The organism is Kangiella sp. HZ709 (assembly GCF_009674675.1).
In the GTDB taxonomy this organism is placed as follows: Bacteria; Pseudomonadota; Gammaproteobacteria; order Enterobacterales; family Kangiellaceae; genus Kangiella.
The window spans coordinates 186,182-200,599 of record NZ_WKJC01000001.1 but is presented as its reverse complement, the minus strand read 5'-3'; the positions used below and the strand labels follow the sequence as shown (position 1 = coordinate 200,599).

At 40.6% G+C, this 14,418-nt stretch carries 15 protein-coding genes; 5 read left to right on the top strand and 10 right to left on the bottom strand.

Annotated elements, in window-relative coordinates; all coding sequences use genetic code 11:
• Positions 1 to 47 precede the first annotated feature (47 nt).
• Both cysE and trmJ read right to left on the bottom strand, forming a co-directional pair.
• Positions 48 to 785 carry a serine O-acetyltransferase gene (gene cysE, locus GJS41_RS00990; protein ID WP_154245486.1) on the bottom strand — a complete coding sequence of 246 codons (738 nt, stop codon included), beginning with the start codon at positions 783 to 785 and terminating at the stop codon, positions 48 to 50.
• A gap of 52 nt (positions 786 to 837) precedes the next feature.
• Positions 838 to 1,581, bottom strand: coding sequence for a tRNA (cytosine(32)/uridine(32)-2'-O)-methyltransferase TrmJ (trmJ, locus tag GJS41_RS00985; RefSeq protein ID WP_154245485.1), 744 nt, complete (start codon positions 1,579 to 1,581; stop codon positions 838 to 840).
• Positions 1,582 to 1,811: 230 nt separating this feature from the next.
• Between trmJ and GJS41_RS00980 the strand changes: the two genes are divergently transcribed.
• Positions 1,812 to 2,594 carry an inositol monophosphatase family protein gene (locus tag GJS41_RS00980; RefSeq protein WP_154245484.1) on the top strand — a complete coding sequence of 261 codons (783 nt, stop codon included), beginning with the start codon at positions 1,812 to 1,814 and terminating at the stop codon, positions 2,592 to 2,594.
• A 97-nt stretch (positions 2,595 to 2,691) separates the two neighbouring features.
• Positions 2,692 to 3,489 (top strand): DUF1338 domain-containing protein, encoded by a 798-nt coding sequence (locus tag GJS41_RS00975; protein WP_154245483.1) that lies wholly within the window; start codon positions 2,692 to 2,694, stop codon positions 3,487 to 3,489.
• A 22-nt stretch (positions 3,490 to 3,511) separates the two neighbouring features.
• Here GJS41_RS00975 and GJS41_RS00970 read toward each other — a convergent pair whose 3' ends face one another.
• From GJS41_RS00970 to lrp, 7 genes are all read right to left on the bottom strand, one after another.
• Positions 3,512 to 3,775 carry a hypothetical protein gene (locus tag GJS41_RS00970; protein WP_154245482.1) on the bottom strand — a complete coding sequence of 88 codons (264 nt, stop codon included), beginning with the start codon at positions 3,773 to 3,775 and terminating at the stop codon, positions 3,512 to 3,514.
• Positions 3,776 to 3,876: 101 nt separating this feature from the next.
• Positions 3,877 to 5,145, bottom strand: coding sequence for a serine--tRNA ligase (gene serS / locus GJS41_RS00965; protein ID WP_154245481.1), 1,269 nt, complete (start codon positions 5,143 to 5,145; stop codon positions 3,877 to 3,879).
• 46 nt (positions 5,146 to 5,191) lie between these two features.
• Positions 5,192 to 5,572 carry a fluoride efflux transporter CrcB gene (gene crcB / locus GJS41_RS00960; RefSeq protein WP_227551218.1) on the bottom strand — a complete coding sequence of 127 codons (381 nt, stop codon included), beginning with the start codon at positions 5,570 to 5,572 and terminating at the stop codon, positions 5,192 to 5,194.
• Positions 5,572 to 6,912 carry a replication-associated recombination protein A gene (locus tag GJS41_RS00955; RefSeq protein WP_154245479.1) on the bottom strand — a complete coding sequence of 447 codons (1,341 nt, stop codon included), beginning with the start codon at positions 6,910 to 6,912 and terminating at the stop codon, positions 5,572 to 5,574. Before GJS41_RS00955 ends, crcB begins: the two co-directional genes overlap by 1 nt.
• Before the next feature lie 20 nt (positions 6,913 to 6,932).
• Positions 6,933 to 7,628 (bottom strand): outer membrane lipoprotein chaperone LolA, encoded by a 696-nt coding sequence (lolA, locus tag GJS41_RS00950; RefSeq protein ID WP_154245478.1) that lies wholly within the window; start codon positions 7,626 to 7,628, stop codon positions 6,933 to 6,935.
• Positions 7,629 to 7,697: 69 nt separating this feature from the next.
• Positions 7,698 to 10,037: a DNA translocase FtsK gene (locus tag GJS41_RS00945; protein ID WP_370515587.1), complete on the bottom strand. Its 2,340-nt coding sequence runs from the start codon at positions 10,035 to 10,037 to the stop codon at positions 7,698 to 7,700.
• Between the two features lie 70 nt (positions 10,038 to 10,107).
• The gene (lrp, locus tag GJS41_RS00940) at positions 10,108 to 10,596 is read right to left on the bottom strand and encodes a leucine-responsive transcriptional regulator Lrp (protein ID WP_154245477.1); all 489 of its coding nucleotides are present in this window, start codon (positions 10,594 to 10,596) and stop codon (positions 10,108 to 10,110) included.
• Positions 10,597 to 10,775: 179 nt separating this feature from the next.
• Here lrp and ald point away from each other — a divergent pair, with 179 nt between their 5' ends.
• Positions 10,776 to 11,894, top strand: a complete 1,119-nt coding sequence (ald, locus tag GJS41_RS00935; protein WP_154245476.1) for an alanine dehydrogenase — start codon at positions 10,776 to 10,778, stop codon at positions 11,892 to 11,894.
• A 466-nt stretch (positions 11,895 to 12,360) separates the two neighbouring features.
• Here ald and GJS41_RS00930 read toward each other — a convergent pair whose 3' ends face one another.
• Positions 12,361 to 12,567, bottom strand: coding sequence for a cold-shock protein (locus GJS41_RS00930; RefSeq protein WP_154245475.1), 207 nt, complete (start codon positions 12,565 to 12,567; stop codon positions 12,361 to 12,363).
• Positions 12,568 to 12,902: 335 nt separating this feature from the next.
• Between GJS41_RS00930 and GJS41_RS00925 the strand changes: the two genes are divergently transcribed.
• Complete coding sequence (locus GJS41_RS00925; RefSeq protein WP_154245474.1) at positions 12,903 to 13,328, top strand: DUF1801 domain-containing protein; 426 nt, start codon at positions 12,903 to 12,905, stop codon at positions 13,326 to 13,328.
• Positions 13,329 to 13,468: 140 nt separating this feature from the next.
• Positions 13,469 to 14,416, top strand: coding sequence for a thioredoxin-disulfide reductase (gene trxB / locus GJS41_RS00920; RefSeq protein WP_154245473.1), 948 nt, complete (start codon positions 13,469 to 13,471; stop codon positions 14,414 to 14,416).
• Positions 14,417 to 14,418: the final 2 nt, after the last annotated feature.

Below are 14,418 nucleotides of genomic sequence, written 5' to 3'. Positions count from 1 at the left end.
CAATGGATTTAACACGCAGAAATTACTATAGAGTCACTCCACTAGTCTTAACTTTTTTCTGACTCTCCATTCAACACACCTGAACAATCCAGCTCTGGTATATCGATATCTTTAGTTTCTATGCCCTTTTCTTTTAATTGGTCTTTAAGACCTTTTAACTCATGCTCTAAAGCATTGGAGTGTTCAAACATGTTTTGTAGAGCAACCACTAATGGATCAATTTGATCAGATGTAACACCAAAAGCTTGGAAATTATGCTTGCCCTTAGGATCAGTTTCAGAAGCTTCGCGAGCAGGGATACCAATGACGGTAGCATTTTCAGCGACATCTTTAACGACCACCGCATTGCCGCCCACCTTGGCATTATCATTTAAAATAACGGGGCCTAGAATTTTTGCTCCAGCACCAACCACCACATTGTTTTTCAAAGTTGGATGGCGTTTGCCTTTAGCTAGACTGGTACCGCCGAGAGTTACACCATGGTATAGCATGCAATCATCGCCAATTTCCGCGGTTTCTCCAATCACAACACCTAAGCCATGATCGATAAAGAAGCGGCGACCAATAGTAGCTCCCGGGTGAATTTCGATGCCCGTTAAAAAGCGAGCAAAAGTCATAATGGCGCGAGCAAGCCATTTCCAATTTTTACGCCATAACTTATTAGTCAGGCGGTACCACCAGATAGCATGCAAGCCAGGATAAAGTGTTAGCACTTCAAAGTTATTTCTCGCCGACGGATCACGATGATAAACACTTTTGATATCTTCTTTAATTCGTTCAAACATTCAGTTATGGTTCCATTCTTTAATTGCGACTCTCTAAATAGCGAAAGTCACATCAAGACGTTTTGCGTTTAATGTATTTTTCTATTGAAGCCAAAAACCCTCGAAGTATATTCACTTCGCCTTGATTTAATTGGCTTTTGGCAAAAAGCCTGCGCATTCTAGCAGAAAGCAGTTTTGGATTTTCCGGATCAAAAAAATCAGTAGTCATCATCGTTTGTTCTATATGTTGATAAAGACCTTCCACTTGCTCAGATGTTGCAGTTGTTTCTGAATCTTTTTGCTCAAACGCTTCTTCTTTTAAAGGGCTTTCATTTAAAAATTGGAGTCGTAACTCGTAGCTTATAATTTGAACCGCAGAAGCTAAATTTAAGGACATATACTCAGGATTAGCTGGAATATTAACGTGATAGTTACAAAGCTGTAACTCTTCATTTAATAAACCTACGCTTTCTCGACCAAACAAAATAGCAACAGGTCTTGCTTGCGGTTTTTCGTTAATGATTTGCACCATTTCACGCGGCTCAACCAGAGGCCAAGGCAGCGCTCTACTTCGTGAACTGGTTCCTATCACTAGTTTACAGTCTTTAATCGCCTCTTCGACCGAATCTACCACTATTGCATTGTCTAAAATATCCAGCGCACCAGAAGATCGCGCAGAAGCTTCTTCAGATGGAAAATCTTTCGGGCTCACCAAAACTAATTGACTTAAACCCATTGTTTTCATAGCTCGCGCGGCCGCGCCAATGTTTCCAGGATGGCTAGTGAAGCATAAGATAATTTTAATTTGATCGAGCATTTGCGTGATTAAGTAACTGAATCAATAAGTTATGCTGATCATATCAAAGCTTAACTAATAACCCTAGCACTAAAGCTAATGACAGATTTAAGGGGTTGATTAGTGACTTGTTGCAGGAGGAGAAAGGCAGAATAAAGACTTTTAACTTATAGGAAGTTTTTGATAGAATGCGCGCATTCGACGATTAGCTTGTTTGCTGGCGTCTTGTTCTTTGATAATTGGTGATTAATATGAATGCGTACCGTACTATTGCGATCCGCGCGGCTAATCTTGCCGGCGATTTTATTGTTAAAGCGTTTAACGACCGCGATCGAGTGATCTCGCGTAAAAAAGATCTAAACGATTATGTAACGAATGTAGACCAGCAGTCTGAATATTTAATCATTGATACTATCAAAGCAGCCTACCCTGATCACTCCATTCTTGGCGAAGAATCTGGCCTAAAAGAAGGTGCGGACAAGGATACCGTTTGGATCATTGACCCACTTGACGGTACTCGTAACTTTATCGATGGTAATCCTCACTTTTCGATATCTATTGCGGTAAAACAAAAAGGCAAAACTGTAGCCGCCGTTATTTTCGATCCTATGCGCGATGAAATGTTTAGTGCCGCCAATGGCTCTGGCGCTCAGTTAAACCAATCCCGCATTCGTGTTGCAGCAGAAAAAAAACTAGATAAGTCTATTCTAGCGACAGGCTTCCCATTCCGCGCTAAAGATAGTGTCGATACTTATCTTGAGTATTTTGGCAGACTATTGCCAGAATGCAGCGATATGCGTCGTGCAGGCTCTGCGGCTTTAGATTTGGCTTATCTTGCCTGCGGTCGAGTAAATGGCTTTTGGGAGTTTGGTCTGTCTGAATGGGACACTGCCGCAGGCGTATTGATCGTTAAAGAAGCTGGCGGTTTGGTTGGTGATGTTAAAGGCAACCCTTTTACCGCTAAATCCAAAAGTATTATGGCCGCCAACCCACACGTCTTTAAGCAGTTTATGCAGCTTGTAAAAGATCTTTAAATTTTAGCCGGTCCGCCAAATTTTGTAGATATTAGGACAAACCTTTGAGATAATTGGTTTGTCCTCTTACCAGTTAAGTGCTACTTAGGCAGATATCATGACGACTCTTTTCGAAAACTTATGGAATGATTATGTTGCAATCACTCCGGATGCTTTAACTATTCATAACAAATTCAGTAACTTATCCAGCAAACCTATTGTTAATGATCATATCGCATTAAGAACCTTTAATGATGGCTTAATTAGCTTAAAGCATATTGGCGAATACTTAGCAAAGCATGGTTATGCAGAAGCTGGCGAATACCACTTCAAAGAAAAGAAACTATACGCAAAGCATTTTGCGCATAAAACTGACAAAAATGCTCCCAAGATCTTTGTCAGTGAGTTGTTATTAGAAGAGTTTTCAGCTGAACTGCAAATGTTTTGCCGGGGCTTAATTGCTCAAGCAAACTGGAAAATTAAGAACAATGGCCTACAGTTGCCAGAACGTCATTGGGGAAAGATCAGTCGTGAAGCTTATGAGCGATTGCTAGAAGAAAGTGAGTATGCCGCATGGTTAGCCGCTTTTGGATTAAGAGCGAATCACTTCACCGTATCTATTAACCATCTAGAAACATTGAATTCAATCGAGTCGGTTAACCAATTTGTAAAAGAAGCAGGCTTTGAACTAAATACTAGCGGCTCTGAAATTAAAGGCTCTGAAGAGGTTTGCTTAAAGCAAAGTTCTACCATGGCTAGCATTGTGGACTGGGCATTTGAAGATGGTAACTACCCTATTCGTTCATGCTTTTATGAATTTGCCGAACGCTTTGCGATGCAAAATGGCGAGCTTTACCAAGGTTTTGTGGCCGCAAGCGCTGATAAGATTTTTGAATCAACTAACGTAGCGGCGTAAAAAAAGCGGCTAAGCCGCTTTTTTATTGTTCGTTTGTTCTTCCAGTTTTATTAGTAATATTTCTGAAATTTTCTTGAGTCTTCAATATGTCATCACGTGTATAACAAACTTTTTTAGGGAAATTAGATCCAACTTTTTTCACAGTACGACAGATAACTTTAGAATCTTTCTCTACAGCAGCCACTTTTGTAGCATCACTTTTTAAAGACGCTTGCTTATTAGAGCTAGTCGCACAGGCTGTAATTGATAGTGAAATAGCACTTATAAGAAGTAGTTTTTTTAACATTTTGATGTCCTCAATTAATTTTTCAGTAAGTTACTACTTAACGACAATGGGTGCTAGTGGTTAGTTACAATTAATTACACTTTAATAAAAGTTTAACATTATTATGTGAAATACTTCTTCAATACTGCTGGAATTTCGATACTGCCATCTGCTTGTTGGTAATTCTCTAATATCGCTACTAAAGTTCGACCTACCGCAAGACCTGAACCATTCAAAGTATGCACCAGCTCAGGCTTGCCCGTTACAGGGTTTCTCCAACGCGCCTGCATACGGCGAGCTTGGAAATCATTGGTATTACTGCAAGAAGAGATCTCGCGATAAGTCTTTTGGCTTGGCAACCAAACTTCGATGTCATAAGTTTTTGTTGCACCAAAACCTATATCACCAGCACACAGGTTAACTACTCGATAAGGCAATTCTAATAGCTGTAAAACTTTCTCGGCATGGGACACCAGTCGCTCTAACGCATCCATGGAATCTTCAGGCTTAGTGATGTGTACTAACTCAACTTTTTCAAATTGATGCATGCGGATCAAACCGCGAACATCACGCCCATAAGAGCCAGCTTCACTTCTAAAGCAAGGGGTATGTCCTGCAAACTGCAAAGGTAGGGTATCTTCTTCCAAAATCTCGTCACGAACCATATTGGTCACTGGCACTTCTGCCGTTGGGATCATATATAACTGACGACCGTCTTGATTTTTGCCTTGCGCTTTAAATAAGTCTTCTTCGAACTTTGGTAATTGTCCCGTACCGGTCAAAGACTCAGCGTTAACCATATAGGGCACATAAACTTCTTGGTAACCATGTTCTTCTGTATGCAAATCAAGCATGAATTGAGTTAAGGCGCGATGCAACTTTGCCACTAAACCCTTTTTAATGATAAAACGGCTAGCAGCAATTTTTGCGGCATTAGCAAAATCTAAACCGCCAATAGCTTCGCCCACTTCAACATGATCTTTAGGTTCGAAGTCAAATTCTCGAGGACTGCCCCATGTACGCACTTCCACATTATCACTTTCATCTTTACCTTCAGGTACAGAATCATCTAATAAATTAGGCATGCCATAATGAATATCGTCCAGTTGAGTCATAACTTCTGACAAGCGAGCTTTTGCCGCATCCAGCTTAGCGCCCAAGTCAGCCACTTGATCCAATAAAGGCTGAATATCTTCGCCACGAGCTTTGGCTTGACCAATAGATTTAGAACTGGAATTACGTGTATTTTGCAATTCTTGAGTTTCAACTTGGATTTGTTTACGTTCTTCTTCAAGCTTTTTGTAGGCATCTATATCTAACGCATAACCGCGTTTGGCAAGATTAGCTGCAACAGAGTCAATATCAGTTCTAAGTAGTTTTGGATCAAGCATGAGTTTCTTCTTTATAAGACCAGCGTTGCTAGTCACAATGACAAAATTAGCTGGCTATTCTATCACCAAGCCAAGCGCCAACAAAGACCATAAATAGACAAATCAGAAGGTTTCCACCGATATAAAGCAAAGCTTTTTGATATTGCTGCTGTTGAAATAATAAGAGTGCTTCAACAGAGAAACTAGAAAAGGTAGTTAAGGCCCCTAGAAAACCGATCATCACCCCTTGCTTAAGGTTTAGAGAAATGTTGGATTCTTGCCAGAAAGTTAATAAAAAGCCGGCAACAAAGCAGCCAATCACATTGGCTATTAAGGTTCCCCAATATACCTCATCACCAAACTTTGCCAATGACCACTCTTTAATTTGGAATCTTGTCAAAGCTCCCAAAGCTCCACCAATGCCGATAGTTACTATTAGCCCCCACATTATTGGCGCTCCTGATTTCTTTGTCTGATCCATGCCAGCTTGTCTGCAATTTTCTTTTCCAAACCTCGATCGACAGGCTGATAATATTCAGTTTCACCTTTCTCTTCTGGAAAGTAAGTTTGCCCAGCTGAATGAGCCTCGGGCTCTTCGTGATCATAGCGGTAACCACTGCCATAATCTAAATCTTTCATCAGCTTCGTTGGTGCATTACGAATATGCATCGGAACTTCATAGGTTGGATCGGACTTCACATCTGTCATGGCGGCTTTATAGCTGGTATAGACTGCATTACTTTTTGCAGCACAAGCAAGATAAGTCAAAGCTTGAGCGATGGCTAGCTCACCTTCTGGACTTCCTAATCGTTCTTGAACATCCCATGCATTTAAGGCAATGTTTAAACCCCGCGGATCGGCATTGCCAATATCTTCACTAGCCATTCTCACCACACGGCGGGCAACGTATAGCGGATCCACGCCACCATCAAGCATACGACAAAACCAATACAAAGCCGCATCAGGATTAGAGCCACGAACTGATTTATGCAATGCAGAGATTTGATCATAAAAGTGCTCTCCGCCTTTATCAAAACGGCGCAAAGATTGAGTTAATGTTTCTTCTAAAACCCTTTTATCTATAACCCAAAAATCGTCTTCAGACTTATCTCTAGCCATGGCCATTTCACTGGCAATTTCAAGGAAATTTAATAATCTTCGACCATCTCCATCGGCAGCTTCAATAAGAATATCTTTACAGTTATTCTCCATTTTCAAATCGAATTCGCCTAAACCCTTGTCTTTATCGTTTAGGGCATGGTCAATTAACTCAGAAAGCGCAGTAGTAGATAAATTTTTCAAAACAAAAACACGAGCCCTTGAAAGCAAAGCATTGTTTAACTCAAACGATGGGTTTTCAGTGGTAGCACCAATAAAAGTGACAGTGCCATCTTCTACATAAGGTAAAAAAGCATCTTGCTGGGCTTTATTAAATCGATGTACTTCATCCACAAATAAAATCGTTTGTTTGCCTTGAGATTGATATTGCTTGGCTTCTTCTACTGCCGCACGAATATCCTTAACCCCAGCTAATACAGCAGATATAGTAATAAAGTGTGCATTAGAGTTATGCGCAATCAAGCGAGCTAAGGTTGTTTTACCCGTTCCTGGAGGCCCCCAGAAAATTAATGAAAAAGGTCTTTGGGAATCAATCGCCTGACGTAGAGGTTTACCTTCCGCCAGCAAATGCTCCTGTCCAACATAACCTTCTAATGATGTTGGTCGCATTCGATCGGCCAACGGAATGTGAATATTAGATTGCTTAAAAAGGTTTGATTGCTGGCTCATTTGATTAGAATCGAAAACTGTTATTGCTCAGTTCTATCAACCGGCATTGGCGGTCTCGTCAGCTCAGTTTGTTGATTTCTCGAATCAATAAAGTCTATTCCCTTTGGTAGAGAAAAGTTAAACACAGATTCATCAAAACCTTGATTGTATTGCTGTTCACTGAACTCAACTATGGTCGCTTGACCAAGGTTGTCTTTTACCTGAAAAGCAACAAAGTCGTCGCCCTTAAACTCCATCAACATTGACTCAAACAAGGCCTCTTCAGACTTAGGGCGTAAGTGAAATAATAGGCTCAGCTTTTCACTGCTTTGAGTTTCGTCTTGCACCCGAGTAATGATGTAATCGTTGACTAAAGTATCATCGGCATTACTTAATAAAGCCGCTGGAGAGCTTTCAAAGGACTCGTCCAAATTAGAAACATTTACTTGCTCGATATCTTTATCAAATTGCCAAAGGTTAACCCCATCAGAAATTATCTCTTGCTCATAGGGCTCAGATACCAACCATTTAAACTTCTTTGGTCGTTGAATTTGAAAACTGCCTGACGATCGATCCAACTCAGAACCCAACTCATCAATCACAATCTGTGAAAAATTAGCCTGCATAGATTCAAGCTTCAACAACTTCTGCTTTAAATCATTCGCCGCATCAGCAAACAAACTCGCCGATACAAAACTTAAACCTATTAATAGAACCTTAAAAAAACTTTTTGTCATTTCACAACCTTAACCAAATACCATCGGCTATTACTATTCTTATCTATTTTATACCGTTATTTAACTGAACTAGTCCTTAATAGGTGGAGGTGCCAGAACCTCCCTCGTTCCGTTAGATCCCATCTCACTCACAATGCCCGCCGCTTCCATCGCTTCCACCATTCTCGCTGCACGGTTATAACCGATTTTCAGACGACGCTGGATACCTGAAATTGAGGCGCGTCTTGACTCAGTAACTAAGGCAACAGCTTGATCAAAGAGTTCATCTTGTTCGCTGTCCTCTTCTCCTGCCATTCCAGGCATTCCCGGAACTGGAACCTCGCTAGTTCCTTGAATAATAGCTTCTAAGTAATCTGGCTCTCCGCGTCGTTTCCAATCTTCGACCACGCGATGAACTTCATCATCATCGACAAAAGCACCATGCACACGAGTTGGGATACTAGTTCCACCAGGCAAGTACAACATATCACCCATACCTAATAATTGTTCAGCACCCGTTTGATCAAGAATGGTTCGAGAATCAATTTTTGAAGACACTTGGAAGGCCATTCGGGATGGAATATTCGCTTTAATTAAACCTGTAATAACATCCACTGAAGGTCTTTGGGTTGCCAGGATCAAGTGAATACCCGCGGCACGAGCTTTTTGTGCAATACGCGCAATTAACTCTTCAACTTTCTTACCCACAATCATCATCATGTCGGCGAGCTCGTCAATGACCACCACTATTGAAGGTAGTTTTTCTAAAGTTGGCGGCTCTTCTTCTAAACCGTCAGTGGGTTGCCACAAAGGATCTGAAATTGGCTCACCCTTTTCGATGGCATCTAAAACCTTTTTATTAAAACCGGCTAAATTTCTTACACCCATGGCAGACATCAATCGGTAGCGACGCTCCATTTCTCCCACTGACCAACGTAAAGCATTGGCAGCATCTTTCATGTCGGTAACCACTTCACATAACAAATGCGGGATCCCTTCATAAACACTCAGCTCGAGCATTTTTGGATCGATCATAATCAAGCGTAAATCTTCAGGCGTTGCTTTATACAGCATACTGATAATCATGGCATTCACACCAACCGATTTACCTGAACCAGTGGTACCCGCTACCATCAAGTGCGGCATTTTCGCCATATTCACCACCACTGGGTTACCCGCAATGTCTTTACCCAAAGCCATTGATAGTGGTGCTTTTGACTTATCAAACGCTTCCGAGGCAATCACTTCTCTTAACCGAACGATCTCACGATTTTCGTTTGGAATTTCGATGCCTACGTAGGTTTTACCTGGAATGACTTCAACCACTCGTACAGACATTGTCGATAAAGAGCGGGCAAGATCTTGTGCCAGATTAGTAATTTTGCTGACTTTAACACCGGGCGCCAAATCAATTTCAAAACGTGTAATTACTGGCCCGGGATGCACCTCCATAACTTGTACATCCACACCAAAATCTTTCAGCTTTAACTCTAATAACCGTGACATAGCCTCTAACGACTCGGCCGAAACAGAATACTTTGGCGGTTCAGGCGCATCCAGTAATTCCACTTCCGGCATAGGCGTTACTGGGCCATCAAATTCCTTCCCAAGATTAAGCGGCTTTTGTTGCTTCTTAGCTTGAGCTTTTTGAACTTTTTTACTAGGTGTTAAAGGTGCAAGTTTTGGTTCAATTTTAACTGGCTTACGCGCTTCAGTTTTAGCTTTTTCTAGAACGAGAGCTTCTTGTCGTTTAACAACTACTTGCTTAACTTCTTTTTTCTCTGCTCTTTGCTCTTTAAATGCTGCTAACCAAGCTTTAAATTTATTCCATCCTTGAATGGTAAACTGCCCCGTACGGTCCATTAATTTAAGCCAAGAAATACCGGTAAATAAGGTTAAACCCGATAAAAATATCGCCAACAGAATTAAAGTTGTTCCATACAAACCTAACCCTTCTAAAATTCCGGAAATTAGAAACTCACCAAGGATGCCACCAGATGAGTAACTTGGTTGTAGTGCAGGATCGAAAAAATGCAAACTGGATAAACCTGCTCCAGCTAAAATTGCCATAAAAAGACCTGCAGCTTTAACTAACCAAAAACTTTTAGGGTGCGAGTTTTCTATTTTACGTCCGCTATAAACTAAGTAACCCACATAGCCAATAATCAAAGGAACCAAGTAAGCTAAATAGCCAAATAGATGCAAAAAGAAATCTGAAAACCATGCACCTGATTTGCCTGCTAAATTCTGTACTTTCTGTCCATTACCATTGGTAAATGCCGCTGGATCATTATAGTTATAAGAAATCAACGCTAGTAAAAAGAACACCGCTAGAGTGACCAGTAATATCATACCGCCTTCACTCAAACGCTTTCTTAGTAATGCCTTAGAGTCTTGTTCTTGTTTTGCTTTTTTGGTTGCTTGTGTCACTAATATAATACCTTTATTTTTAGGTCATTCTACTCGTTATAATCCAGAATATAAAAACTAATTGCAGCCCTTAGATAGTTATCGGTAAATTAAAACTCTCTTTGACCTCTTCCATCACCATATAAGAGCGAGAAGCGCTAACCCCTGGCAAGGTTAATAAGGTTTCACCCAGAAGCTTTCTATAGGCTTTCATATCTGCCACGCGAGCTTTCAGTAAGTAGTCAAAATCACCTGATACCAAATGGCACTCTAAAATCATCGACAAATCTGTCACTGCTGATTTAAAATCTTCAAACACATCAGGAGAGGTCCTAGAAAGACGTATTTCCACAAATACCAGCAATGAAGCAGAAAGTTTCATTGGGTTCAGGCGAGCTGAATAGCCCTCAATAAACCCATTGCTTTCTAAGCGTTTGACTCGCTCCAAGCAAGGCGTGGCACTTAATCCAACTTTTTTCGCTAATTCTACATTGGAAATACGACCATTAATCTGCAATTCATTCAAAATTCGTAAATCTATCCGATCAAGTATTTGTTTACTGGCATTTTGTGTTTTCATGAGCCGCCATCGCAAAAAGTTTATACATCTGATTATTTTCAATATACAGTCATTTACACTGCATTTAAACCGTATTTAGCAAATAAAACTAATTAAAGCACACTATAATAGCGCGATTATCTTAAGAGATATTTCTATAATTACCGCTATGTTCAAACTTTAAGTAGGAGATCTGGACCATGTTAATAGGCGTACCCAAAGAAATAAAAAATCATGAATACCGTGTCGGTATGGTTCCTGGTAGTGTTCGCGAGTTAATTGCTCACGGCCATCAAGTGATTGTGCAACACAATGCTGGTAGTGGTATAGGTTTTACAGATGCTGACTATGAAACTGTTGGCGCAACCGTTGTAAACTCTGCTGATGAGGTTTTTGCTCAAGCCGATATGATCGTCAAAGTAAAAGAGCCATTAGCTGAAGAACGTGCTCGCCTTCGTGAAGGTCAGATCTTATTTACCTACTTACACTTAGCTCCAGATATGCCGCAAACTGAAGATCTAGTGAAATCTGGCGCAGTTTGTATTGCTTATGAAACCGTTACCAGTCGCACTGGCGGGTTACCTTTGCTAGCACCAATGTCAGAAGTGGCTGGTCGCATGTCGATCCAAGCAGGCGCTGAATGTCTTGAAAAATCATCTGGTGGCCGAGGTATGTTATTAGGTGGTGTTCCTGGCGTAGCTCCGGCGAAAGTAACGGTAATTGGTGGTGGTGTAGTCGGAACTAACGCTATTAAGATGGCGGTAGGTATGGGCGCTAGAGTTATCGTACTGGATCGCAATGTAGACGTGCTTCGTCGTATCGATGCTGAGTTTGGCACTCAAGTAGAAACTATTTACTCAAGTCATGATTCTTTAGAGCGCCATGTCACTTCTGCTGACTTAGTCATTGGCGGCGTATTAATTCCTGGTGCTGCAGCGCCAAAATTAGTGACTGCCGAAATGGTTAAAAATATGAAGCCTGGCGCGGTATTAGTGGATGTTGCAATCGACCAAGGTGGTTGTTTTGAAACTTCACATGCTACTACTCATGCTGAACCAACTTTTATGGTTGATGATGTAGTTCATTACTGTGTTGCTAATATGCCTGGCGCAGTTCCAAGAACTTCAACTTTTGCACTGAACAATGCAACTTTGCCATTTATCATTAACTTAGCCAACAAAGGCTATAAAAAAGCCTTAGCTGACGATGAGCATTTACTCAATGGCTTAAACGTTTACCGCGGTAAAGTCACTGAACAATCCGTTGCGCAAAACTTAGGATTTGATTTCGTAGATCCTAAGGAAGCTTTAGGGCTTTAAGTTGTAGTTATGCTATACATTAAAAACGCCACTCAATGTGGCGTTTTTTTGTTAGTATAGATATATGAGAAATGCATATGCGGCTTTTCATCTAGCTGGAGCAGCCAGGAAATTTTAGGCAAATATCGTGAATATAATGGTTACAAAACTACCTGCAAAGGGATTCTAGTTTTATGCATAAAATTTAATTGAAGCTTGGCTATAAAGATAATAAATTAAAAGAAAAAGCTTTTAGTAAATACCAGAAATCATTTGAAGCATTTAGATAGCAAAAGTGACCTCAATTTCAAATGCGATTTTGAAGAAGACCTAGATAGCATATTCAATAGGTTGATTGAAAACTTTGACCTTGCTTGTAAAGAAGAGCCACAATTATTTCAAATGAGGCAAAGTGTAATCAACTATTATAATTACAAAAAAGCCGCTCAATGAGCGGCTTTTCTTGAAACTTTATTAAACTATCAAATTATAGCTTAGTAACGTTTGCAGCTTGAGCGCCTTTAGGGCCTTGCTCGATTTCGAAAGACACTTTTTCGCCTTCGTTTAAGCTTTTGAAGCCGTCGCCTTGAATAGCGCGGAAGTGTACAAATACGTCTTCGCCGCCTTCTTGTTCGATGAAACCAAAACCTTTTGAATCGTTAAACCATTTAACGGTACCAGTGATTGCTGCCATAATATATCTCCAAGCATAATGCTTATTTAAATCTGTTGCCAAAGTCGGCATATTGTACTGAACACTAATGACACTACTATTACGATATTTAAGCTTGTGCTACTAAACTCTAGTAAATCAGTTTATTGCTAAAACAGACTTGCTTGGGGTAGTACCGTCGAACATTAAAATCTTTTATAGCTGTTACATTAACCAGCAAGTAGAACGATACAGTATTCTGTCTAAAAGTAAAGTAATAATGCTCTAATATTCAACTGGTTAGACAATTTTAGTCACTCTTGCTAACTTATAGTAAGAAAGCTAATTCATATATGACTTATGGATAGGAGAATCTAATGGCTACAGCAAATAAAACCCAACCCAATAATGGCGATGTTAAAGCTTTTTTAAATGCTGTTGAACACAAAAAGCGTCGCGAAGATAGTTTCATCATGCTCGAAATGATGACTGAGATCACCGGCGAGAAACCCGTTATGTGGGGCGACTCCATTATTGGCTTTGGACAATTTACCTATAACTACAAGTCTGGTCGTTCTGGCGAGTGGTTTTATACCGGCTTTTCACCAAGAAAGCAGAATTTAACTCTATACATTATGGATGGCTTTAAGAAACGTCCAGAATTGTTGGATAAAATTGGTAAATGTAAAACAAGCGTAGCTTGCTTATACATCAATAAATTAGAAGATGTTGATGAAGATATCTTAAGACAGGTAATTAAAGAGTCTGCCGAATACGTTAAAGAACAACAGTCGGCTTGTTAAATTGGCCCTCGAGATGACTATTAAAGTCATTGATATTTACTATAGTCACAATTAATCCCTATGCTTGGGTTTATTTTTAGTGCCCAAGCCCATACAATCACTCCATCAAAATAATTCAGTTCTAGTTCGGAGATCTTTCTATGAGCGACGCTCGTCATATTCGATGCCTAATTTTAGGCTCAGGCCCAGCAGGATACAGTGCAGCAGTTTACGCGGCACGTGCCAACCTTGAACCGGTAGTTATTACTGGGATGCAACAGGGTGGTCAATTAACTACCACGACTGACGTTGATAATTGGCCTGGTGATAATGAAGGCGTTCAAGGTCCCGACCTTATGATCCGCATGCAAAAACATGCCGAGCGCTTTGGTACAGAGATAGTTTTTGACCATATTCACACGGTAGACTTGAAACAAAAGCCTTATACCTTAACTGGCGATGCTGGTACCTACACCTGTGATGCATTGATCATTTGTACAGGCGCATCAGCCAAATACCTGGGTTTGCCATCAGAAGAAGCCTTTATGGGTAAAGGTGTTTCGGCTTGTGCTACTTGTGACGGTTTCTTCTACCGTAATCAAAAAGTGGCCGTTGTTGGCGGTGGTAACACCGCTGTTGAAGAGGCTCTGTATTTATCCAATATTGCTGCAGAAGTTCATGTTATCCATCGTCGAGACGAGTTCCGTTCTGAGAAAATTTTAGAAGATAAACTGCGTGCAAAAGCCGAAAATGGCAACATCACGCTACACTTACATCGCACACTTGAAGAAGTGGTTGGTGATGATATGGGCGTAACCGGTATTCGCATTAAGTCGACCCAAGATGATTCCGTCGAAGACTTAGAATTACAAGGTTGCTTTATCGCCATTGGTCATAAACCTAATACCGACATTTTCCAAGATCAATTGAAAATGAAAGATGGCTATATCATCGTTAAATCAGGCCTTGAAGGTAATGCTACCGCGACTAGCGTTGAAGGTGTATTTGCTGCTGGTGATGTATCAGATCATATCTATCGCCAAGCCATTACTTCTGCTGGTACGGGATGTATGGCAGCACTTGATGCTGAAAAATATTTAGACCAGTAATT

What these genes read in the sequence shown, in the direction of transcription:
- cysE (WP_154245486.1), bottom strand. Translation starts at nt 785, where the DNA reads ATGTTTGAACGAATTAAAGAAGATATCAAAAGTGTTTATCATCGTGAT.
- GJS41_RS00980 (WP_154245484.1), top strand. Translation starts at nt 1,812, where the DNA reads ATGAATGCGTACCGTACTATTGCGATCCGCGCGGCTAATCTTGCCGGC.
- GJS41_RS00975 (WP_154245483.1), top strand. Translation starts at nt 2,692, where the DNA reads ATGACGACTCTTTTCGAAAACTTATGGAATGATTATGTTGCAATCACT.
- GJS41_RS00970 (WP_154245482.1), bottom strand. Translation starts at nt 3,775, where the DNA reads ATGTTAAAAAAACTACTTCTTATAAGTGCTATTTCACTATCAATTACA.
- lrp (WP_154245477.1), bottom strand. Translation starts at nt 10,596, where the DNA reads ATGAAAACACAAAATGCCAGTAAACAAATACTTGATCGGATAGATTTA.
- ald (WP_154245476.1), top strand. Translation starts at nt 10,776, where the DNA reads ATGTTAATAGGCGTACCCAAAGAAATAAAAAATCATGAATACCGTGTC.
- trmJ (WP_154245485.1), bottom strand. Translation starts at nt 1,581, where the DNA reads ATGCTCGATCAAATTAAAATTATCTTATGCTTCACTAGCCATCCTGGA.
- trxB (WP_154245473.1), top strand. Translation starts at nt 13,469, where the DNA reads ATGAGCGACGCTCGTCATATTCGATGCCTAATTTTAGGCTCAGGCCCA.
- GJS41_RS00925 (WP_154245474.1), top strand. Translation starts at nt 12,903, where the DNA reads ATGGCTACAGCAAATAAAACCCAACCCAATAATGGCGATGTTAAAGCT.
- GJS41_RS00930 (WP_154245475.1), bottom strand. Translation starts at nt 12,567, where the DNA reads ATGGCAGCAATCACTGGTACCGTTAAATGGTTTAACGATTCAAAAGGT.
- GJS41_RS00955 (WP_154245479.1), bottom strand. Translation starts at nt 6,912, where the DNA reads ATGAGCCAGCAATCAAACCTTTTTAAGCAATCTAATATTCACATTCCG.
- crcB (WP_227551218.1), bottom strand. Translation starts at nt 5,572, where the DNA reads ATGTGGGGGCTAATAGTAACTATCGGCATTGGTGGAGCTTTGGGAGCT.
- lolA (WP_154245478.1), bottom strand. Translation starts at nt 7,628, where the DNA reads ATGACAAAAAGTTTTTTTAAGGTTCTATTAATAGGTTTAAGTTTTGTA.
- serS (WP_154245481.1), bottom strand. Translation starts at nt 5,145, where the DNA reads ATGCTTGATCCAAAACTACTTAGAACTGATATTGACTCTGTTGCAGCT.